Here is a 19572-nt window from a genome sequence, read left to right on the forward strand (position 1 = left end):
GCGCACACCGACCGGGGGGTCGGCAAACGCGTGCGCAAGCACCGTCAGGCGCCCAAAACAAAGGGGGAAAGTCTTCGACCGGCTGGCTCGCGGGGCGACAGGGGGTCGCCTCTTCGCGGCGCCGGGACCATACACAACCACCGACGACCCGCCATCATTCCCGGGGTACAGCGCCCGCCGAAGCGGGCGGCCCCCGGGGTTGGTCCTTCCTCGGCCGTGCACCCGTGTTCAACGACCGGCGGCCCGCCATCATTCCGGGGACCGGGCACCCGCCGAAGCGGGCGGGCCCCGCGGTGGGGCCTTTCGGGGGTGGCCCACGGGGTTGGGGCCTTCCTAGGCCATGCACCCGTGTTCAACGACCCCCGACCACCCACCATTCCGGCCCCAGGATGCCCGCCACTCCCTGCGAACCGGACATATACCCAAGGGCTCAGGGCAGACGATCGACAAACTCCGGTGATCCACTCCATGTCCCGCAAACGGCGGTATCCGAAGACCCTCGACGCCGCCACATTCCGGACACGGAGCCGATCAAGGTCGAGGGGGCGGCGAGGAGGCGCGTCATCCGGCCCTCGGCAACCAGTCGGCGGGAAGTGGCGACCAAAGACGCGGGAGCTGGCGAACAAGACCCGGACACTCGGGCGTACACCGGACGCGGGACGCATCGGTGGGGATACGGACGGCGAGAGCGCCCGGCGCGGTGTGCCGGCCGGGGCCATCCGCAGACCGCGGGGCAGTACGGAGAAACGGAAACCGGCCGGCCCCTGGGAAGGAGCCGGCCGGTTCAGGAAGAAGCAGGAACTCACCAGACCTGCTGGACGATGTCCGCCGCCTGGTCCTCCCACTGCGCGTAGGCGTACGGGAAGGCGGACCCCTGGACCGTCTGCGCGGCCGTGGTCAGCGGCAGGTCCTGCCACCCACCGACGTTCTTCAGCGCGTTGAAGAACGCCTTGGAGGCGTAGTCCGGGTCGGTGACCTGGTCGGGCGTGCCCCAACCGGACGACGGGCGCTGCTGGAACAGGCCCTCCGAGTCGTGGTCGTTGTACGTGCCGAGGTGGCCGAGGTTGTACAGCTTCGACTCCTGCAGCGACGTGGCGACGCCGATCACGGCGCCCCGCTCCCCCACGCCGGTCTCCTTGGCGGCCTCGACGATGGCCTTGGCGTTGGAGACCTGCGCGTTGTCGAGCGGAATGCGCGACTGCGCGCCCTCGACGCCGTACGGTACGAGGCTGTCCCGGCTGGGCGGACTGGCCTTTGCGGGAACCTTGTCGGCGCCGGTGGTGAGCTCGGATTCGGTGATGGCGGTCTTCTTGCCGGTGGCCAGGTCGATGGCGGCGACGGCACCGGCGTGCGGGCCGGTGGTGACCGGCGCGGCGACGGCGGAGGGGCCGAGCGCCAGGCCGCCCAGGACCGCAACGCCCGCGACCGTCAGTACGGCCTTGCGGTGCGGGGTCCTCGCGATGGTGGGCAGCCAACGGCTGGCGAGTTCGGCGGTGCGATGCGAGGTCTGTTCGATGGCGGGGAGCCATCGGGTGAAGTGCTGCTTCACGATGGTTGCCCTTTCGATCGTCAGGACGCGCTCCGGGGTGAGCGGGCCTCGGGGGAACTACTGGCCGGTACGGGGTTTGCGCTCTCGCGGTACTGGGGACACAACCAGCCTGCCTTGTCGGTCATTCCGGAAATGCCGGAGAGGGGGCTGGGTGCGGCGCAGGTCACCGTAGGTACGGGACGGGTCAGCAGCGGACGTACCGGGAGGGCACCAACGGCCCGCAAGGATCAGTTCCGGACGCGGCGGTCAACCGGAGGCGGGCGCGCCGAACCGGACGAGAACGTGCCAGAGCTGCTTGAGGTGCTGAAGGGTGACCTCGACCGGTCCCCGGTCGACCCACCGTCCCGGCTCCCGCACCACTGACGCAGCCGCCCGGCCGACCAGCGCGGCATGGACAGGCTCCCCCGGTCGGGCGAACTGCGCGTGCACCCGGGCGGCGAGCGGTGGGATGTCGGGGCCGCGGAACTCAGCGTCGACTCCGTTGACCGGCAACTCGAACCCGGCGTGCCAGCGCAGCGGGAAGCCGTGCCGCCGGGCGATTCCGCCGAGGATCCGCCCGGCGTCCGTGCCCCGGAACGACGGGTCGACCACCAGCGCCTCGACGTCTCGGGCGAGATTCACCTCGCCGTGGATCTGCGCCTCGATGTAGTCGTCCAACGCCCGCCCGGCCACGGTCGATTCCCGCTCGCTGTGGCGGAGCAGCGTGCGCAACAGGGTGCCGGTGTCCATGCCGGCCAGGCCGAGGCTGACGCCGGTGCCGGCGGTGGCCTCGAGCAGCGCGGCGAGCACCGGTTCGAAGACGTCGAGGGTGCCGGCGTCCTTCGGCTGGGTGTGGCTGTCGCCGAAACTGAGGGTGGCCCGGCCGAGGGCCTCGGGGCGCAGCCGCAAATGGCAGGAGCCGAAGCGGGGACAGGCGCCGTCGGCGTGGTCGAGCAGGTTCAGGCCACCGTACTTCGGACGCTCCGCGGGGAGCACGCCCGGCCGCTGGTACGCCCCGCCGAACATCGTCGCCTCCCAGCGGTCCCGGTCGCCGCCGGGGAACGCGGTCAGCCCGCCGTTGGAAATACCCGTCTCGAACTGGCTGCGGTAGACGCCGTCCTGGTCGAGCGCCTCGGCCACCGTACGGCCGTCGCGCAGCAGGCGGTCCGGGTGGAAGTTGAGCGTCAGCCGACCGTACGCCGCAACGGCCGCGACGACCTGCTCCGCCTGGTACGCCGTCCCCGAGCCGGCAAGGTGCGGGGCGATGGTTGCGAGGGCCACCGGACGGTCCCGGAGCGCCATGTGGCGAACATGTCGCAGGGCGGCGGCCTGCGCCGGGGTCAGCGCGGGCGGCGCGGTGAGGGGGTCGGGCACCGCGCGAGGGTAGCAACGGCCGGGCAGCCGGGTGCAGCGGATTTCCGTGGTCAGGCGTCGGTGCCGAAGCCGTCGCCGTCGGCGCGTTCCTCGAGGGTACGCAGTTCCTGGAACACGGTGAGGTGCAGGCCCGCCGGGGCGTCGAGGCGGGCGTTGAGGGACTGCCACGGGGTGACGGTCGGCGGAGCGACCTCGGTGGCGCCCGCCGCGACCAGGCGCTCGGTCACCGCACGGCTGTCGTCCACTTCGAACGCCACCCGCAGGCGCGGCGCGACCTGCCGGCCGACCTCCACCTCGTCGATCATTCGCTTCTGCGCGGGATTCGCCAGCTCGAGGGTGGCCCGACCGGCCTCCAGGATCACCACCCGCGCGCCATCGCCGCCCGAGTACGCCGCCTGCTCGGGCAGGCCCAGGGCGTCGCGGAAGAAGGCTACCGCCGCGTCGTAGTCGTCGGCCTCGACGACGAGGCGAAGCTGGCGTACGGTCGGCGGCTCGTTTCCCGACGTGGTCATGACCGTTGAGCGTAGTCGTCCGCCGCGCCGAGCCGGGCGAGGAGATGGGCGTTGCCCGCAGTGGCGGTGAGCTGCTGCAGCAGCCGGTCCAGGGCCGACTGGCGGTCCATCTGGGACAGCGCGGATCGCAGGCCCCGCAGACGGTGCCGCTCGACGTCGGTGAGCAGCAGTTCCTCCCGGCGGGTGCCGGAGGCACGGACGTCAACGGCCGGGTAGCTGCGCCGATCGGCCAGCGCGCGGTCCAGTCGCAGCTCGGCGTTGCCGGTGCTCTTGAACTCCTCGAAGATCAGCGTGTCGGCGGCCGAACCGGTGTCCACCAGCGCCGAGGCGAGGATGGTCAGTGAGCCACCCTCCTCCATCGTGCGGGCCGCGGCGAGCAGCCGCTTCGGCGGGTTGAGCGCGGCGACGTCCACCCCACCGGAGAGCGTACGGCCGGTCGACCGGACGGAGAGGTTGTAGGCGCGGCCCAGCCGGGTCAGCGAGTCGAGCAGCACGACCACGTCGTGCCCCAGCTCGACCAGCCGCTTCGCCCGCTCGATCGCCAGCTCCGCCACCGTGGTGTGGTCCTGCGGCGGACGGTCGAACGTGGCCGCGATGACCTCGCCCTTCACCGACCGCTGCATGTCGGTGACCTCTTCCGGCCGCTCGTCGACCAGCACCACCATCAGGTGGCACTCCGGGTTGTTACGGGTGATCGCGTTCGCGATCGCCTGCAGCACCATCGTCTTACCCGCCTTCGGCGGCGAGACGATCAGCGCCCGCTGGCCCTTGCCGATCGGCATGACCAGGTCGATCACCCGGGTGGTCAGGATCTGCGGCTCGGTCTCCAGCCGCAGCCGCTCGCGCGGGTACAGCGGGGTGAGCTTGTAGAACTCCGGCCGGCGCCGCGCCTCCTCCGGCTCCATCCCGTTGACGGTGTCGAGGCGTACCAGCGGGGCGTGCCGGCCACGGCGGGGCGCGGCGGCGACCGTGCCGGTCACCAGGTCCCCGCGGCGCAGGCCGTACCTGCGCAGCTGGGCGGGTGCGACGTACGTATCCGCGGCGGCGGGCAGGTATCCGTCGACCCGGATCAGGGCGTGGTCGTCGATGGTGTCGACGATGCCGGTGACCGGGGCCGGCCCGGCGGTGTCGGTGTTGGTCATCGGGTGCCTTTCGATGTGACCTGTCGCCCCCTTCGGCGACGGGTGGGGAAACGATGGGCGGATCACGGTCAAGGCGTGCGGAGACACTGGCGTGCCGCAAGGTTCAGGCACGCCTGGTGGGCCGCCTCGGGCCTCCGATCGGGCCATGACGCACCGGGCCGGTGCTCACGGAGGCGGCCGGGTCAGCGGCAGCGGGCTCGGCAGGCAGCCGGAAACCCGACCGGCGAGGACGTCGCGGCGGCGAATGGGCGCGACTGTCGACGGTGATCAATGACCGGGCGGGCGACCCGCCGAGCGGTCAGGATGGCGGAAATCCCGGGTGGCGCCGTGCGCCGGCGTCCGGGTCTGTCGGCATAGTAACCCGGCAGCGTCGAGCAGGGCAAGTAGCCGGCCGGCACGGCCGGGTTGTCGCCATCGGCGGCGGGGTGCACGAGGGAGAACGTCTCCTGCTCACCCGGCTGCCCTGAGCTGTTCCCCGGGTCCGGCCGGGCCGGCGACCCGGCCGGACCCCGGGCCTCAGTGTCCCCGGGCGATCCACTCGTCGAGGTGGGGCGTCTCGGCGCCGATGGTGGTGTCGTCGCCGTGTCCGGTGTGGACGACCGTCTCCGGCGGCAGGGTGAGAAGCTGGGTTCGGATCGACTCGATGATGGTGCCGAAGTCGCTGTAGGAGCGGCCGGTGGCGCCCGGCCCGCCGGCGAACAGGGTGTCGCCGGTGAAGACCGCGCCGAGGTCGGGGGCGTGCAGGCTGCACGCGCCCGGGCTGTGGCCGGGGGTGTGCAGCACCTGTAGCGTGGTGCCGCCGACCCGGACGGTCTGGCCGTCGGTCAGCTCGCCGTCAGGTGGTGTGTCGGGGTGGATCTGGTCCCAGAGCACCCGGTCGGCGGGGTGCAGCAGCACCGGGGCGCCGGTGGCGCGGGCCAGCTCGGGCGCGACCCGCACGTGGTCGTCGTGGGCGTGGGTGGCCACGATGGCGACCACCCGGCGTCCGCCGACGAGCTCGCGGATGACGGCCACGTCGTGCGGCGCGTCGACGACGACACACTCGGTGTCGTCGCCGATCACCCAGACGTTGTTGTCGACGTCGAAGGTCTGCCCGTCGAGGGAGAACGTGCCGGAGGTGACGGTGTGGTCGACGCGGGCGGTCACGGGAAGACCACCACCGAGCGGAGCACGTCGCCGTGGTGCATCCGGGTGAACGCATCCTCGACCTGGTCGAGGGCGATCTCCTCGGTGACGAACGCGTCCAGGTCGAGGCGGCCCTGCCGGTAGAGCTCGGTGAGCATCGGGAAGTCGCGGCTGGGCAGGCAGTCGCCGTACCAGCTGGACTTGAGCGCGCCGCCGCGGCCGAAGACGTCCAGCAGCGGCAGTTCGATCTTCATCTCCGGGGTGGGTACGCCCACCAGCACCACCGTGCCGGCCAAGTCCCGGGCGTAGAAGGCCTGCTTCCAGGTCGCCGGGCGGCCCACCGCGTCGATGACCACGTCGGCGCCGAAGCCGCCGGTCGCGGCGCGGATCGCCTCGACCGGGTCCTCTTCCGAGGCGTTGACGGTGTGCGTGGCGCCGAACCGGCGCGCCCAGTCGAGCTTGCGGGAGTCGGTGTCGACCGCGATGATCGTCGTCGCTCCGGCCAGGGCCGCGCCGGCCACCGCGCCGTCGCCGACGCCACCGCAGCCGATCACCGCGACCGAGTCGCCCCGGGTCACCTGGCCGGTGTTCATCGCCGCGCCGAGACCGGCCATCACCCCGCAGCCGAGCAGGCCGACGGCGGCGGGCCGGGCGGCCGGGTCGACCTTGGTGCACTGACCGGCGTGGACGAGGGTCTTCTCGGCGAATGCGCCGATGCCGAGGGCGGGCGTGAGCTCGGTGCCGTCGGTGAGGGTCATCCGCTGCGCCGCGTTGTGGGTGTTGAAGCAGTACCACGGGCGACCCCGGCGGCACGCCCGGCACTGCCCGCAGACCGCCCGCCAGTTGAGCACCACGAAGTCACCGGGGGCCACGTCCGTGACGCCTTCCCCGACCTGCTCGACGACGCCGGCGGCCTCGTGGCCGAGCAGGAACGGATAGTCGTCGGTGATGCCACCCTCGCGATAGTGCAGGTCGGTGTGGCACACCCCGCAGGACTGGACCCGGACCACCGCCTCGCCCGGCCCCGGATCCGGCACCACGATCGTGGTGACCTCCACCGGCGCGCCCTTGCGCCGCGACACGACTCCCCGGACTTCCTGGCTCACGGTCCCTCCCGCCTGCGTCGGTCTCCGTACCTCCGTGAACCTACCGCCGATCACCGCGGGTGGCCCAGCCCGTGCACGGCGGGTTATCTCGCGCGTCCCGGGGTACGCGGGATCCGTTCTCCGGATCCGACGGGAGTGATCATGAGGCTGACGCATACGCCGCTCCGGCTCAGCATCGGCGCGTTCATCCTGAATTCCGGGCTCAGCAAGCGCGGCCTGGAAGGCGAGGCGGCGCAGGCGGTGCACGGCATGGCCGTCGGCGCGATCCCCCAGCTGGGACAGATCGAACCGAACCGGTTCGGGAAGCTGCTGTCCCGGGGCGAGATCGCCCTCGGCGCGGCGCTGCTCGTGCCGTTCGTGCCGTCGCTGCTCGCCGGCGCGGCGTTGACCGCCTTCGGCGCCGGGCTGGTGCAGCTCTACCTCAAGACGCCCGGGCTGCGGGAGGAGAACAGCCTGCGTCCCACCCAGGCCGGCACCGGCCTCGCCAAGGACGTGTGGCTGGTCGGCGCCGGGCTCACCCTGATGCTGGACTCGCTGACCCACGGCCGCCGTCACCACTGAACCGACCGCACCGCCGATTGGGCCGGAGGGCCCCGCGGCCACCAGGCGAAGCTCACCCATGCGGCGGTCCTGACCACCGCTCCTCGGGTGGACGGCGGTCAGGTGCCGGCGGGTGCGGGGGCCGCAACAGCGGCGCGTTCGGCGGCGTACCGGCGGCGGGCGGCGTTGCGGTAGCGGAGCACCTGGGCCGCGCCGAGTGCCCAGAGCAGATACTGCACGGCGAACGCCCAGCGGAACGCGTCCAGCGGCGGGGTGCTCCGGCCGGCCGGGGTGGTCAGGTCGAGCACCACGCCGACCGCCAGGATCAGCAGGATCGAGGCGACGAATCCGCCGACGTTGACGATGCCGGTGGCACTGCCGATGCGGTGCACCGGGTTGGCGGTGCGCGCGTAGTCGAAGCCGATCACCGAGCCGGGGCCGTTGACCGCGAGCACGACGACGAGGGCCACCAGCAGTCCGTGCGGCGCGCGTCCCGGCCAGGCCAGCACGACCGCCCAGATCACGGCGGTCGCGGCGGTGATCGCGAAGACCAGCACCGAGCGGTGGTACGAGTGCCGGGCGCACAGGTGGGCGATCACCGGGCCGCAGAGCAGGGTCACCACGGTCATCAGGGTGAGCAGGGCGGCCGCCGCGGTGGGCGAGAGTCCCTGCCCCTGGACCAGGAACGGGTAGCCCCAGAGCAGGGCGAAGACCGAGCCGGAGAACTGGGTGACGAAGTGGGTCCACAGGCCGAGGCGGGTGCCCGGCTGGGCCCAGGCCTCGGCGAGCTGCCGGCGTACGCCGCGCAGGTCGGGGGCGACTGCGGCGCCGTGCCCGGTGTGCGGAGTGTCCCGGACGGCGACAAGGACGAGCAGCAGCGCGGTCGCGCCGAGCGCCGCCGCGGTGAGGAACGCGGGCGTCCAGCCGGCGTGGTGCAGCAACGCCACCAACGGGATCGCGCCCAGCACCGCGCCGAGTTGCCCGACGGTGCCGGTGAGCTGCACCAACAGCGGGTTGCGCCGCCCGGGGAACCAGAACACCACGATGCGCAGCACGCTGATGAAGGTCATCGCGTCGCCGAGGCCGACCAGGACGCGGGCGGCGACCGCGAGGCGGACGTCGGTGGCGACGGCGAAGCAGAGCTGACCGGCGACCATCAGCGCGCCGCCGGCCAGCAGCAGCCGGCGGGAGCCGAACCGGTCGAGCAGTACCCCGACCGGCACCTGCATGGCCGCGTACACGGCGAGCTGGGCGACGGAGAAGGTGGCCAGCGCGGAGGCGTTGATGTGGAAGCGCTCGGCCGCGTCCACCCCGGTGACGCCGAGCGAGCTGCGGTGGAAGACCGCCACGAGGTAGGCGGTGAGCGCCACCGCGTACACCAGGGCGGCGGGACGGCGCGTCATGGGTCCATGCTGCGTCCCAGCTCGTCCCGGGTGTTCCGGCACCCCCGGATCGTGGTGCGGGCCACTCCGGGATCAGCCGGCGCGCAGGGCGATCAGGCCGTCGTCGTCGAGCGCGAACCGGGTCCGGTACGGCGCGCCGAGGCCGTCGAGCAGTTCCGCCAGCCAGCGGGCCTCCTCGGGCGCGGCCGGTTCCAGCCGCATCCGCCGCATACGCACCGGCGCCAGGCGCAGCCGGCGCAGCTCACCGGTCTCCGTGTCGAGCGTCGGCAGGTACGCCAACCGCAGCTCCGGCCGGTACGACTCCTGCCCGGCGATCCCCTCGTAGTCGTCGATCAGGTCGCCGCAGCCGTACAGGACGAGTCGCCTCCGGTACCGCTCGATCGGACGTGGGTGGTGTGCCGAGTGACCGTGCACCAGGTGCACCCCGGCGTCGATCAGGGTGTGCGCGAAGCGGGTCTGCTCGTCCGGCACGTCGTATCCCCAGTTCGAGCCCCAGTGCACCGAGACGACCACGATGTCACGTGGCCCGGCCTCCCGGGAGACGCGCTCGGCGAGCGCCTCGGCCGACGCCGCCGAGACGTCCAGGTACGCCACCCCGGGCCGCCGGTCGGCCGCGGCCCACTGCGGAAACACGCCGCTGGAGGGGGCGCCGACCGACCAGACGAGCAGCCGGTGGCCGCCGGGCAGCGGCACCACGGCCGGCCGCCACGCCTCGTCGGCGTCCCGGCCGGCGCCGGCGGTCCCGATGCCGGCCGTACGCAGGGTGTCGAGGGTGTCGGCCAGCCCGGTCGGGCCGAAGTCGAGGACATGGTTGTTGGCCAGCGTGCAGACGTCGAGCCGGGCGGCGGTGAGGCAGGCCCGGTTCGCCGGGTGCATCCGGTAGTGGATGCCCTTGCCGGGGGCGTACTCGCCCCGGCCGGTCACCGACGTCTCGAGGTTGACGATCCGGACGTCCGGGCGCAGGGCATCCAGCAGAGGCAGCACCGAACCCCACGGCCACTGCGGCGGAACCGGTCGCGGTATCGGACCGTTGACGGACTCGGCCAGCTCGACGTAGCGGCGGGCGTCGCTGACGGCCTGTTCCCGTAATGCGGGCGGCCCGGGGTGGGGCAGGATCTGGTCCATGCCCCGGCCGGTCATCACGTCGCCGGCGAGGAAGAGGGTCACCTCGGCCATGACGTTGGTGTTCCCGCCCCAGGCGTACGCGCACCTGCGGGACGGGCGAAGCCGCGGACGGCCACGCGGGCGACCTCCGGCGGGGCATTCGGCCGGAGGCGGTCGTCCTATCCTGCCGGGATGGAGATCATGGATGGTGAGGTGGCGATTGCCGCCGCGGAGGCCGGCGCCGCCGTGGTGCACTCCCGGTACGGGGCCGTGCTGGCGCGGGTGGAGAAGTCCGGGGGCGACTTCGCCACCGCCGCCGATCTTGAGGCGGAACAGGCGATCCTCGACGTCATCCGGGTCGCCCGGCCGGACGACGCGGTGCTCGGGGAGGAAGGTGGGCGCACCGGACCCGCCGGCGCCGAGCGCACCTGGCTGGTCGATCCGCTGTGCGGCACCGTGAATTTCGCGGCACGCACGCCGCTGGTCGCGGTGAACGTGGCCCTGCGCACCGGCAGCGACCCGACGGTGGCCGCCGTGGCCGACCCGTTCGCCGGGGAGATGTTCTGGACCGACAGCGGCCCGGCCCAGGTGCGCCGCGACGGGGTGGACGAGCCGCTCACGCCGTCCGCCGAGTCACGGCTGGTGGACGTCAACCTGGACCCGCCGTTTCCGAACGGTCCCACGTTCCGGGCTGTACGGCTGCTCGGCCACCCGGAGTTCGAGGCGCAGTTCCGGCCACGGGTGGTGTCCACGAGTCTGGCGCTGTCCTGGGTCGCCGCCGGCCGGCGGGCGGCGTACGTGACGGACGGCCAACTGTGGGACAGCGTGCACTTCGCCGCCGGGGTCGCCCTGTGCCGGGCCGTCGGCTGCGTGGTGACCGGCATTCACGGACAGCCGCTGGACACCGGCGCGGACGGGCTGCTGGTGGCGGCGGACCACGACACGCACCAGGCCCTGCTGGCCCTCATTCAGGAACAGTTCGCGGGTTGAGGCGGTGCCCGACCCGTTGTCCGGCAGCGGGCCGCGCCCAGAACTCCGTGACCAGCGCGTGGAACGCCGCGGCCCGCTCGATCTGCGGCATGTGCCCGGTGTCCCGGAACAGGTGACCGTGGGCCCTCGGCAGTCGGGTGCGGGCGTTGGCCAGATGGCTGGCCGGCAGGATCCGGTCCCGGTCGCCCCACACGACCAGCGTGGGCAGGTCCAGTGCGGCCACCGCGGTGAGCAACTCCCGCCGCCACCGCGGCCGTACGCCCCGCCAGGTGCCCAGGCTGCGGACGAGCTCCAGCATCACCCGGGCGGCGTGCGGCTGCCGGGCCGCGGCGAGAGCGGTGACGATGCGCTCCTCGGTGACGTGCGCCGGGTCGTGGAAGATGGCCCGTTCGGTGCGGCGGGCGATCGCCGGGCGCGGGCGCAGCAGCAGTCGTCCCAGCGGGCGCAGCGCGAGCAGCCGCAGCGCGACGGTGACCTCCCGGCCGAAGCCGGCGCTGTTGACCAGCACCAGGCTCGCCGCCCGGGCCGGGTCGTCGACGGCGAGGCGCATCGCCACCGCGCCGCCGAGGGAGTTGCCGACCAGGTGCGCCGGGCCGGTGATCCCGGCGACGTCCAGGGTCTGCGCGACGGCCGCGGCCAGGGCCGGGAGGGTGTGTGGCACGTCCAGCGGCGCGCTGCCGCCGTGACCGGGCAGGTCCACGCTGACCACCCGGTGGTCGCGGGCCAGCAGCGCGTGTTGGGTGGTGAAGTCGTCGAGGGTACGGCCGATGCCGTGCAGCAGCACCACCGGCGGGCCGTCGCCGGTGATCCGGCACCGCACCCGCCGGCCGGCGACGGTCAGCTCGTCGGCCGGCGGCGGGGCGACCGTCACGCCGACCGGTCCGGATCGGGCGCGACGGGTTCCGCGGCGGGGCGCGGCGTCGGCACCCGGGCGGCGCTCCGCCTCGTCGCCAGCGCCAGCACCGTCCCGTACCCGGCGGGGGCGAGCCGGGCCAGCAGGTCGGGCAGCTTCGCCGACCAGCCGATCAGCACCCGGCCCCGGCGGCGTCGGACGCCGCGCAGGATCACCTCGGCGGCCTTCGCCGGGTCGATGGAGAGCAGCTTCTCGAACTGCTGCCGGCCGGTCTCGAACTCCTCGCGGGGGACGCCGCTGCCCACCCGCGCGCTGGCCGCGATCCGGGTCCGGATGCCGCCGGGATGCACCGAGGTGACTCCGACGCCGTCGTCGACGAGTTCGTGCCGCAGCGCCTCGGTGAAGCCGCGGACGGCGAACTTGCTGGCCGAGTACGCGGCCTGCCCGGCGGGCGCGATCAGCCCGAACAGGCTGGAGATGTTCACCAGGTGTGCGCCCGGCTCGGCCTTGAGCGCGGGCAGCAGGGCATGGGTCAGCCGGACCACGGCCCGGAAGTTGATCTCGATGACCCAGAGGAACTCGTCGAGGGTGACCTGGTCGAACCGGCCGCCCAGCGCCACTCCGGCGTTGTTGACCAGCAACCTGATCCGGGGATGCCGGCGGCTCAACTCGGCGGCCACCCGGTCGGTGGCCTCGGCGTCGGCGAGGTCGACCAGGTGGGTGTCGATCCGGCGTTCGGGATGGGCGGCGCGGATCGCGGCGACCACCGCGTCGAGCCGTTCGGCGTCCCGATCGAGCAGGACCAGGTCGGTGCCACGTCGGGCCAGGCCGTGAGCGAGGGCAGCACCGATGCCGCTGGCCGCGCCGGTCACCACCGCCGTGCCGCCGGGGAAGACGAAGTCACGCATTCGGGATGGTCCTCTCGGTCGGACGACGGGTGCCGGTGGGCTGCCCGGCGTCGGCGGACGCACCGGTGCGGGAGAAGCGCACGCCCTCGTCGGTGAGCCGGCCGTACCGCATCAACAGCAGGTCCCGGGGGTAGTTCTGGTGCAGCCGCCAGGGTGCCCTGGGGCCCTGTTTCGGGAGCCGGTCGACGGCGCGCAGCACGTACCCGGACCTCAGGTCGATGAGGGGTGCCAGCTCGCCGGAGTCGGGGGCAACCGGGGTGACGACCTGCTGGCCGGTCGCGTCCAGGTGGCGCAGCAGCCGGCAGACGTACCTGGCGACGAGGTCGGCCTTGAGGGTCCAGGAGGCGTTGGTGTAGCCGATGGTCATGGCGAGGTTCGGCACGCCGGAGAGCATCATGCCCTTGTACGCGACCGTGCCGGCCAGGTCCACCTCGGCGCCGTCCACGGTCACCGTCATGCCGCCGAGGGCGAGCAGGTTGAGGCCGGTGGCGGTGACGACGATGTCGGCGGGCAGTTCGGCGCCGGAGCCGAGCCGGATGCCGTCCTCGGTGAAGGTGTCGATGGTGTCGGTGACCACCGAGGCCCGCCCGTCGTCGACCGCGGCGAACAGGTCGCCGTCGGGGACGACGCAGATCCGCTGGTCCCAGGGGTCGTAGCGGGGCGAGAAGTGCCGGTCGACGTCGTAGCCGACCGGCAACCTGTCCTCGGCGGCCCGGCGCAGGAACCGCTTCACCAGGCCTGGGAGGCGCCGGCTGAGCTGGAAGTTGGCCACCCCGAGCAGCACGTTGCGCCAGCGGGCCACCGAATACGCGGCCCGCGCCGGCAGCCGGCGCCGCAGCACGTCGGCGAGCCGGTCACGCGAGGGCCGCGCGATGACGTACGTGGGCGAGCGCTGGAGCATGGTGACGTGGCCGGCCCGCTCGGCCATCGCCGGGACCAGGGTGACCGCGGTGGCGCCGCTGCCGATCACCACCACCCGCTTGCCGGTCCAGTCGAGGTCCGCCGGCCAGTGCTGCGGGTGCACCAGCGGGCCGGTGTACCGGTCGACGCCGGGGAACTCGGGGGTGTGGCCGGAGTCGTAGCGGTAGTAGCCGGCGCAGGTGAACAGGAACGCGCAGGTGAGGACGACGTCCTCGCCGGTGTCGTCGCGGTGGGCGTGGACCGTCCAGCGGGCGCTGGCGCTGTCCCACTCGACGCGGGCCACGCGGTGCTGGAAGCGGATGTGCTCCCGCACGCCGTGCTCCCGGGCGGTCTCGCGCACGTACGCCCGGATGGAGTCGCCGTCGGCGATCGCCTTCGGATCGGTCCACGGCTTGAACGAGTAGCCGAGGGTGAACATGTCGGAGTCGGAGCGGATGCCCGGATAGCGGAACAGATCCCAGGTGCCGCCGATGGCATCGCGCGCCTCGAGCACCGCGTAGGTCTTGCCCGGGCAGTCGCGTTGCAGGTGGACGGCGGCGCCGACGCCGGAGAGCCCGGCGCCGACGATGAGGACGTCGACGTGGTCGGCCATGGCGTCTTCCGTTGAGGCGGCAGTGGACCGGACAGTACCGCGCCGAGGCGCGGCCCGACGAGCGGGCCGCGCCTCGGCGACGGCGGGGTGACCGGTCAGCCGACCCGGGTGAAGTCCATGATCCAGTTCGTCTCCCAGGTGCGCTCGCCGTCGATGGAGAACGCCTGCTCCCAGCGGCAGGAGGTCGGGGTGATCCCGGACCAGATGAACCGGCAGCGGACCGGCCGCCCCTCATCGATGTCGTCGGCGTAGAAGGTGCCGACGCCGTCGACGAACCGGCCCACCACGGGCGGCAGCTCGAGGATGCCGCGCCGGCTGTTCATCCAGTAGATCGACCACAGGCCGGTGGCCGCGTCGAGGATGCGCACCGTCGACCCGGAGAAGCCCCGGGTCGGGAAGCGGATCTCGTCGAAGCTGCCGCCGCCGTCGAAGAACGAGTGCGCCACCGAGATGCCGGGGAACTCGTCCCAGTCGTCGCTGCCGACGTGCCGCTTGGTCAGCCGCCGGTTGGTCACGTCCCAGGTGCCGACGAAGAAGTCGAAGTCGCCCATCAGCGGCCCACCGGCCCCTCGGTGCGGGTGTCGGCCAGGTAGCCGGCCAGGTCCGGCTCGTCGGGGGCGAGCAGGTGGCGGATCCACGCGGTGCGCTCGTGCTCCAGCACGCCCAACTCCCAGACGCAGCCCACTCCGGGGCGGTCCAGCGGGACGAAGTGCGCCGGGTCGTCGTCCGGGCAGTCCAGCGCGGGCTGCCCGGCGATCGCGGTCCGGCACTCCACCACGTTGTCCCAGAACCAGGTGTACGCCAGCAGGTACGCGCCGGTGTCCGCGCCCCGGTGCAGCACCACCCAGCTAGCCGGCGGCGTCGTTCCGTCGGGCTCGGGCAGCAGCTTCGGCAGGTAGGCGTACGCGGCCTCGACCACCTCCGGTTCGAGGCGGCGGTCCGGCTGGTCGATGTGGTAACGCTTGACGTGCCAGCCGGCGACCTCGACGGTCCCCGGCACGGTCAACTCCTTGTCGTGGAAAGCCATGTCCGCACGGTAGGGGCACTTCCCTGACAGGTAGTGTCAGTGGAATGCGGGCCAGTCGCCTCCTTTCCATCCTGCTGCTGCTCCAGGCCCACGACCGGCTCACCGCCGCCGAGCTGGCACGCCGTCTGGAGGTCTCGGTCCGCACCATCTACCGGGACGTCGAGTCGCTGCACGCCGCCGGCATCCCGCTGTACGGCGAGGCTGGCCATGCCGGCGGCTACCGCCTGGTCGACGGCTGGCGGACCCGGCTGACCGGGCTCACCGCCGAGGAGGCCGACCGGCTGCTCTTCGCCGGGCTGCCGGGGCCGGCCGCCGAGCTGGGCTACCAGTCGGTCGTGGCCACCGTCCAGCTCAAGCTGCGGGCCGCGCTGCCGCCCCCACTCGCCGACCGGGCCGCCCGGCTCGAACAGCGCTTCCACCTGGACACCCCCGGCTGGTACTCCGACGGCGACCCGTCGCCGTACCTCGCGCCAGCGGCGGAGGCGGTGTGGCGACAGCACCGGATCCGGGTCCGCTACCGCAGCTGGACCGGCGAGGTGACCCGGGTCCTGGAACCGTACGGCCTGGTGCTCAAGGGCGGCCGGTGGTACGTGGTGGCGGCCCGGCCGGACCGGGCCGAACCGGCCACCTACCGGGTCAACCAGATCCTCGACCTGACCCCGCTCGACGAATTGTTCGACCGGCCGGAGTTCGACCTGCCCGGCTGGTGGCGGGCGCACGTGGTGGAGTTCCGGGCCCGGCTGCACCGGGACGAGGCGACCGTCCGGCTCTCCCCGCGCGGCCGGGAACGGCTGCGCGAGATCGCGAGCGACCCGGTGGTCGCGGCGGTGGACGACACGGCCGGTCCACCGGACCAGGCCGGCTGGGTGCACGCCGTCATCCCGATCGAGTCGCTCACCCACGCCCACGGTGAGCTGCTGCGGCTCGGCGCCGAGGTGGAGGTCCTCTCCCCCGCCGCCCTACGCTACCGCCTGACCGACACCGCCGCCGCCCTGGCCACCCTTTACCACCCACCCCACCCCGACCGCCGCCCGCCTTTCCGGGCGGGGTCAGTGCAGGTCGTGGAGAGAATCCGCGATGGTGGCGATGCCGCGCTCGATGTCGCCGGTCGGGTTGGCGGCGTAGCCGAGCACCAGGCCGGGCGGCTGCGGTAACTGCCCGTGCCAGGACAGCGGCTGCACCTTGACACCGCGCCGCAGCGCGGCGGCCGCCAGCGTGACGTCGTCGAGGTCATCGTCGAGGGTGACCAGCAGGTGCAGGCCGGCGGAGGCGCCGTGCACGACCGCACCGGGCAGCTGGTCGCGGATGGCGCGGATCATCGTGTCCCGGCGGCGGACGTGCCGGCGACGCAACAGCCGAAGATGGCGTTCCAGCGCGCCGGAGTCCATCAGCTCGGCCAGCACGAGCTGGGGCAGGGCCGCGTTCCCGAGATCGGCCATCCGCTTGGCGGCCACCAGCGCGGCGTGGTGCCGGGGCGGCACCAGAACCCAGCCGAGGCGCAGGGCCGGGGCGAGCAGTTTTGAGACACTGCCGGTGTAGCAGACCTGCTCGGGGAGCATGCCGCGCAACGCCGGCACCGGTGGGCGGTCGTAGCGGTGCTCGGCGTCGTAGTCGTCCTCGATGATCAGGCCGCCCCGCTGTGCCCAGCGCAGCAGCTGGCGGCGCCGCTCGCCGTCGAGGACCACCCCGGTCGGGAACTGGTGCGCGGGGGTGAGCATCACCGCCGGGGCACCGGTGGCCACCAGCCGGTCGACGCGCAGGCCCTGCCCGTCCACCGGCACGGGCGGGGTGTCGAGTCGCCAGTTGTGCAGGTGCTGCCGCACGCCGAGGGAGCCGGGGTCCTCCACGGCCACGGTGTGGACGCCGTCGGCGTGCAGGACCTGGGCGAGCAGGCCGAGTGCCTGGGACACCCCGGCGACGATCACCACCTCGGCCGGGTCGACCCGGATGCCCCGGTTGCGGGCCAGCCAGGTGGCCACCGCCAGCCGCAACGCGGGTGCGCCGGTCGGGTCGCCGTACCCGAGGGCGGCGGGCGCGAGGCGGTGCAGCACCGCGCGTTCCGCGCGCAGCCAGGCCGCGCGGGGGAAGGCCGCCAGATCGGGTACGCCGGGTGTCAGGTCGAGTTCCGCCGGTGCGGTACGCAACGCGTCGAAGACGTCGGTGCCCGGCCGGGCGGCGAACACCTCGGCCCGGGCGGGCGGCCCTGGCACGGGGGTGACCACCTCGGCGGGCGTGGCCACCACGACGGTGCCGGCCCGGCCGCGCCCCAGCACGTGGCCGTCCTCGGCGAGCCGCTGGTAGGCCTCGGTCACCACACCGCGGGAGACGCCCAGTTCGGCGGCGAGGACCCGGCTGGCCGGCAGGCGGGCGCCCACCGGCACCCGGCCGTCGGCGATGGCCGCCCGTAGCCGGGCGGCGAGCCAGTCGGCGCGCCCACCCGGCGCAGCGTCGCCCACGTCGAGCTGCAGGAAGTCCGCGCCGGCGGTTATGGACTCCTCTGCCGACGATGGTTTGGCTCTGTCCATCGGACCATTATGGTCGCAGGCTGGACCGTGTGAGCATCGCCTTCCTGCTGACCACGCTGGTCGTGGTCGCCACCCCCGGCACCGGGGTGGTGTACACGCTCTCCACCTCGCTCGCCGCGGGCCGGCGCGCCGGACTCCTCGCCGCCGTCGGTTGCACCATCAGCCTCGTGCCGCATCTGGCGGCCGCGGTCACCGGCCTGGCCGCCGTGCTGCGCGCCGGCACCCCGGCGTTCCGGGTGGTCAGCTGGCTCGGCGTGGCGTACCTGCTGTGGATGGCCTGGTCCGCGCTGCGCGCCCGGGGCCCGCTGCCGTTCGACGACGACAGCCCGCCGCGGCCGGCCGCCCGGGTGATCCGCGACGGGGTGCTGGTGAACCTGCTCAACCCCAAGGTGACCGTGTTCTTCGTGGCGTTCCTGCCGCAGTTCGTGCCTCCGGACGCTCCGGCGGCCACCAGCCGGATGCTGCTGCACGGCGCGGTGTTCATGCTGACCACGCTGATCGCCTTCGCCGGTTTCGCCGTGCTGGCCGACACGCTCCGGCACCGGGTGCTGGCCCGGCCCCAGCTGGTCGCGCTGCTGCGCCGTGGTTTCGCCGGCAGCTTTCTCGCGCTGGGCCTCGGCCTGGCCCTCACCGCCCGATAGGAGCCTCCCGTGCGCTTCCGGCACTCGCCGCAGGTCTGGTCGGACTTCCCCGAGCTGGTCTGCGGAGTCCTGCACGCCAGCGGCATCACCCCCACCGTCGATGTCAGCCCGCGGCTCGCCCGGTACGCCGACGCCGCCCAGGCCCGGCTCGCAGGCGGGCCGGAGGGTGGTTTCCCGGAGATCCAGGCGTGGCGGCGGGCCTTCGCCGGGATGGGCCTGCCGCCGACCCGCTACCGGTGCGCCGCCGAGTCGCTGCTGCGCCGCTTCCGCCGCGACGGCGCGCTGCCTCGGCTGCATCCGCTGGTCGACCTGGGCAACGCGCTCTCCCTCGGGTACGCGGTGCCGGTGGCCGTCCTTGACGTCGACCGGATCGCCGGTGACCTGGCGGTGCGGCCGGCCACCGGCGAGGAGACCTACCTGACCCTCGGCAGCGGCGCCGACGAGCGCCCCGAGGCGGGCGAGGTGGTCTTCGCGGACTCCGCCGGCCGGGCGCACTCCCGGCGCTGGACGCACCGGCAGAGCGGCTGGTCGGCGGTCCGCGACGACACCACCGAGGTGCTGGTGGTCATCGAGGCGCTGCACGACGGCGCGACGGAAACGGTGCCCCGGATGCTCACGGACCTGTCGTCGGCCCTGGCGGACCTGTGGCGGGCGCCGACGCGGACGGCGGTGCTGACCGCCGGTGCGCCGGTCTTCGCGGTGGCACCGGCGGCGGCCGGCTGAGGGATGCTGCCGACGGCAGCGCCGCCGGAGTGCCCTCGCCCATCACGGTCGAGAAGCGGGACGGCTCGCCGACCGCATCGCAGGCGCTCCGCGAGCTGACAGCCGCCCAGGGCGTCAGCGGTCTGTGCGCCGCTGGTCGTCGGTGTGCATGATCTCGTGGAACTCGTCGGGAGTGATCTCGCCGGTGCGCAGCGGGCGGGCGTTCGCGGCGAACCGGGCGCTCCACGCGCCCCGCGGGTCGCGCTCGACCAGCAGGCCGCCCTCGGCGGCGGACGAGACCGCCTCGTCCGCGACCTGACCGGGGTCGTCGGTGTCGACCGGCTCGCCGTGCAGCTCGCGCAGCGCGGCGGCGAGCTGCGCGTCGGCCGTGGCACTGGTGCCCCACCGTCGGGCCAGCTCGACGGTGCGGCCCAGGGTGTCTTCCCCGACCTTCTCGGTGCGCAGGATGGCGCGCATCATGCTGAGGAAGGTGACGGTCACGGCGTCGGATTCGTCGGCGATCATGTCCGGCACCCTATCCGTCCGGTGCGACGAAACCCGTTGGGCAGCCGGCCGATG

At 73.5% G+C, this 19572-nt stretch carries 19 protein-coding genes and 1 pseudogene; 5 read left to right on the forward strand and 15 right to left on the reverse strand.

Features of this window, described 5'->3' with window-relative positions; translation table 11 throughout:
- Positions 1 to 802 precede the first annotated feature (802 nt).
- The 6 genes and pseudogenes from ACIRG9_RS26930 to ACIRG9_RS26955 all read right to left on the reverse strand — a co-directional run bounded on the left by ACIRG9_RS26930 (position 803) and on the right by ACIRG9_RS26955 (position 6787).
- Complete coding sequence (locus tag ACIRG9_RS26930; protein ID WP_402861595.1) at positions 803 to 1549, reverse strand: hypothetical protein; 747 nt, start codon at positions 1547 to 1549, stop codon at positions 803 to 805.
- A 246-nt stretch (positions 1550 to 1795) separates the two neighbouring features.
- Positions 1796 to 2902, reverse strand: a complete 1107-nt coding sequence (locus tag ACIRG9_RS26935; RefSeq protein ID WP_402861598.1) for a DUF3626 domain-containing protein — start codon at positions 2900 to 2902, stop codon at positions 1796 to 1798.
- Between the two features lie 50 nt (positions 2903 to 2952).
- Positions 2953 to 3414 (reverse strand): VOC family protein, encoded by a 462-nt coding sequence (locus ACIRG9_RS26940; protein WP_402861601.1) that lies wholly within the window; start codon positions 3412 to 3414, stop codon positions 2953 to 2955.
- A pseudogene (gene rho, locus ACIRG9_RS26945) lies at positions 3411 to 4565 on the reverse strand (transcription termination factor Rho); the annotation flags it as partial. The gene ACIRG9_RS26940 and the pseudogene rho, both read right to left, overlap by 4 nt.
- 507 nt (positions 4566 to 5072) lie before the next feature.
- Positions 5073 to 5702, reverse strand: coding sequence for an MBL fold metallo-hydrolase (locus ACIRG9_RS26950; RefSeq protein WP_402861604.1), 630 nt, complete (start codon positions 5700 to 5702; stop codon positions 5073 to 5075).
- Entirely contained in the window at positions 5699 to 6787 is a 1089-nt protein-coding gene (locus ACIRG9_RS26955; RefSeq protein WP_402861607.1) for an S-(hydroxymethyl)mycothiol dehydrogenase, read from the reverse strand. The genes ACIRG9_RS26950 and ACIRG9_RS26955 overlap by 4 nt, the downstream gene beginning before the upstream one ends.
- 141 nt (positions 6788 to 6928) lie before the next feature.
- On the opposite strand from ACIRG9_RS26955, the gene ACIRG9_RS26960 reads away from it, so the two are divergent.
- On the forward strand, positions 6929 to 7348 hold the full coding sequence (locus ACIRG9_RS26960; RefSeq protein WP_402861610.1) for a hypothetical protein: 420 nt from the start codon (positions 6929 to 6931) through the stop codon (positions 7346 to 7348).
- 98 nt (positions 7349 to 7446) lie between these two features.
- Here the strand turns inward: ACIRG9_RS26960 and ACIRG9_RS26965 are convergent, their stop codons facing one another.
- Both ACIRG9_RS26965 and ACIRG9_RS26970 read right to left on the reverse strand, forming a co-directional pair.
- Positions 7447 to 8730 (reverse strand): nitrate/nitrite transporter, encoded by a 1284-nt coding sequence (locus ACIRG9_RS26965; protein WP_402861613.1) that lies wholly within the window; start codon positions 8728 to 8730, stop codon positions 7447 to 7449.
- Positions 8731 to 8802: 72 nt separating this feature from the next.
- A complete protein-coding gene (locus ACIRG9_RS26970) occupies positions 8803 to 9906 on the reverse strand; it encodes a CapA family protein (protein ID WP_402861616.1) in 1104 nt (367 codons plus the stop codon).
- Between the two features lie 120 nt (positions 9907 to 10026).
- Here ACIRG9_RS26970 and ACIRG9_RS26975 point away from each other — a divergent pair, with 120 nt between their 5' ends.
- Positions 10027 to 10824, forward strand: coding sequence for an inositol monophosphatase family protein (locus ACIRG9_RS26975; protein WP_402861619.1), 798 nt, complete (start codon positions 10027 to 10029; stop codon positions 10822 to 10824).
- Here the strand turns inward: ACIRG9_RS26975 and ACIRG9_RS26980 are convergent.
- The 5 genes from ACIRG9_RS26980 to ACIRG9_RS27000 all read right to left on the reverse strand — a co-directional run bounded on the left by ACIRG9_RS26980 (position 10799) and on the right by ACIRG9_RS27000 (position 15125).
- Positions 10799 to 11695 (reverse strand): alpha/beta fold hydrolase, encoded by an 897-nt coding sequence (locus ACIRG9_RS26980; RefSeq protein WP_402861622.1) that lies wholly within the window; start codon positions 11693 to 11695, stop codon positions 10799 to 10801. The two genes, ACIRG9_RS26975 and ACIRG9_RS26980, sit on opposite strands and share 26 nt — an antisense overlap.
- Positions 11692 to 12585 carry an SDR family NAD(P)-dependent oxidoreductase gene (locus ACIRG9_RS26985; RefSeq protein WP_402861625.1) on the reverse strand — a complete coding sequence of 298 codons (894 nt, stop codon included), beginning with the start codon at positions 12583 to 12585 and terminating at the stop codon, positions 11692 to 11694. Before ACIRG9_RS26985 ends, ACIRG9_RS26980 begins: the two co-directional genes overlap by 4 nt.
- The gene (locus ACIRG9_RS26990; RefSeq protein ID WP_402861627.1) at positions 12578 to 14098 is read right to left on the reverse strand and encodes a flavin-containing monooxygenase; all 1521 of its coding nucleotides are present in this window, start codon (positions 14096 to 14098) and stop codon (positions 12578 to 12580) included. The genes ACIRG9_RS26985 and ACIRG9_RS26990 overlap by 8 nt, the downstream gene beginning before the upstream one ends.
- Positions 14099 to 14193: 95 nt before the next feature.
- Positions 14194 to 14649: a hypothetical protein gene (locus ACIRG9_RS26995; RefSeq protein ID WP_402861629.1), complete on the reverse strand. Its 456-nt coding sequence runs from the start codon at positions 14647 to 14649 to the stop codon at positions 14194 to 14196.
- Entirely contained in the window at positions 14649 to 15125 is a 477-nt protein-coding gene (locus tag ACIRG9_RS27000) for a hypothetical protein (protein ID WP_402861632.1), read from the reverse strand. Before ACIRG9_RS27000 ends, ACIRG9_RS26995 begins: the two co-directional genes overlap by 1 nt.
- A 44-nt stretch (positions 15126 to 15169) precedes the next feature.
- Here ACIRG9_RS27000 and ACIRG9_RS27005 point away from each other — a divergent pair, with 44 nt between their 5' ends.
- Positions 15170 to 16279: a helix-turn-helix transcriptional regulator gene (locus ACIRG9_RS27005; protein WP_402861635.1), complete on the forward strand. Its 1110-nt coding sequence runs from the start codon at positions 15170 to 15172 to the stop codon at positions 16277 to 16279.
- Here ACIRG9_RS27005 and ACIRG9_RS27010 read toward each other — a convergent pair.
- Positions 16175 to 17650 (reverse strand): PLP-dependent aminotransferase family protein, encoded by a 1476-nt coding sequence (locus ACIRG9_RS27010; RefSeq protein ID WP_402861638.1) that lies wholly within the window; start codon positions 17648 to 17650, stop codon positions 16175 to 16177. The genes ACIRG9_RS27005 and ACIRG9_RS27010 overlap by 105 nt on opposite strands.
- Positions 17651 to 17679: 29 nt before the next feature.
- Here ACIRG9_RS27010 and ACIRG9_RS27015 point away from each other — a divergent pair, with 29 nt between their 5' ends.
- Both ACIRG9_RS27015 and ACIRG9_RS27020 read left to right on the forward strand, forming a co-directional pair.
- The gene (locus ACIRG9_RS27015; RefSeq protein ID WP_402861641.1) at positions 17680 to 18291 is read left to right on the forward strand and encodes a LysE family translocator; all 612 of its coding nucleotides are present in this window, start codon (positions 17680 to 17682) and stop codon (positions 18289 to 18291) included.
- Between the two features lie 9 nt (positions 18292 to 18300).
- Positions 18301 to 19014, forward strand: coding sequence for a B3/4 domain-containing protein (locus ACIRG9_RS27020; RefSeq protein ID WP_402861644.1), 714 nt, complete (start codon positions 18301 to 18303; stop codon positions 19012 to 19014).
- A gap of 114 nt (positions 19015 to 19128) precedes the next feature.
- Here the strand turns inward: ACIRG9_RS27020 and ACIRG9_RS27025 are convergent, their stop codons facing one another.
- Positions 19129 to 19518 carry a hypothetical protein gene (locus ACIRG9_RS27025; RefSeq protein ID WP_402861646.1) on the reverse strand — a complete coding sequence of 130 codons (390 nt, stop codon included), beginning with the start codon at positions 19516 to 19518 and terminating at the stop codon, positions 19129 to 19131.
- Positions 19519 to 19572 lie beyond the last annotated feature (54 nt).

It is taken from the genome of Micromonospora sp. NPDC093277 (assembly GCF_044765245.1).
Lineage (GTDB): Bacteria > Actinomycetota > Actinomycetes > Mycobacteriales > Micromonosporaceae > Micromonospora.

Coding starts and splice junctions, on each gene's coding strand:
- ACIRG9_RS26960 (WP_402861610.1), top strand. CDS start 6,929: ATGAGGCTGACGCATACGCCGCTCCGGCTCAGCATCGGCGCGTTCATC.
- ACIRG9_RS26965 (WP_402861613.1), bottom strand. CDS start 8,730: ATGACGCGCCGTCCCGCCGCCCTGGTGTACGCGGTGGCGCTCACCGCC.
- ACIRG9_RS27005 (WP_402861635.1), top strand. CDS start 15,170: ATGCGGGCCAGTCGCCTCCTTTCCATCCTGCTGCTGCTCCAGGCCCAC.
- ACIRG9_RS26985 (WP_402861625.1), bottom strand. CDS start 12,585: ATGCGTGACTTCGTCTTCCCCGGCGGCACGGCGGTGGTGACCGGCGCG.
- ACIRG9_RS27025 (WP_402861646.1), bottom strand. CDS start 19,518: ATGATCGCCGACGAATCCGACGCCGTGACCGTCACCTTCCTCAGCATG.
- ACIRG9_RS26975 (WP_402861619.1), top strand. CDS start 10,027: ATGGAGATCATGGATGGTGAGGTGGCGATTGCCGCCGCGGAGGCCGGC.
- ACIRG9_RS26970 (WP_402861616.1), bottom strand. CDS start 9,906: ATGGCCGAGGTGACCCTCTTCCTCGCCGGCGACGTGATGACCGGCCGG.
- ACIRG9_RS26940 (WP_402861601.1), bottom strand. CDS start 3,414: ATGACCACGTCGGGAAACGAGCCGCCGACCGTACGCCAGCTTCGCCTC.
- ACIRG9_RS26995 (WP_402861629.1), bottom strand. CDS start 14,649: ATGGGCGACTTCGACTTCTTCGTCGGCACCTGGGACGTGACCAACCGG.
- ACIRG9_RS27000 (WP_402861632.1), bottom strand. CDS start 15,125: ATGGCTTTCCACGACAAGGAGTTGACCGTGCCGGGGACCGTCGAGGTC.
- ACIRG9_RS27010 (WP_402861638.1), bottom strand. CDS start 17,650: ATGGACAGAGCCAAACCATCGTCGGCAGAGGAGTCCATAACCGCCGGC.
- ACIRG9_RS26990 (WP_402861627.1), bottom strand. CDS start 14,098: ATGGCCGACCACGTCGACGTCCTCATCGTCGGCGCCGGGCTCTCCGGC.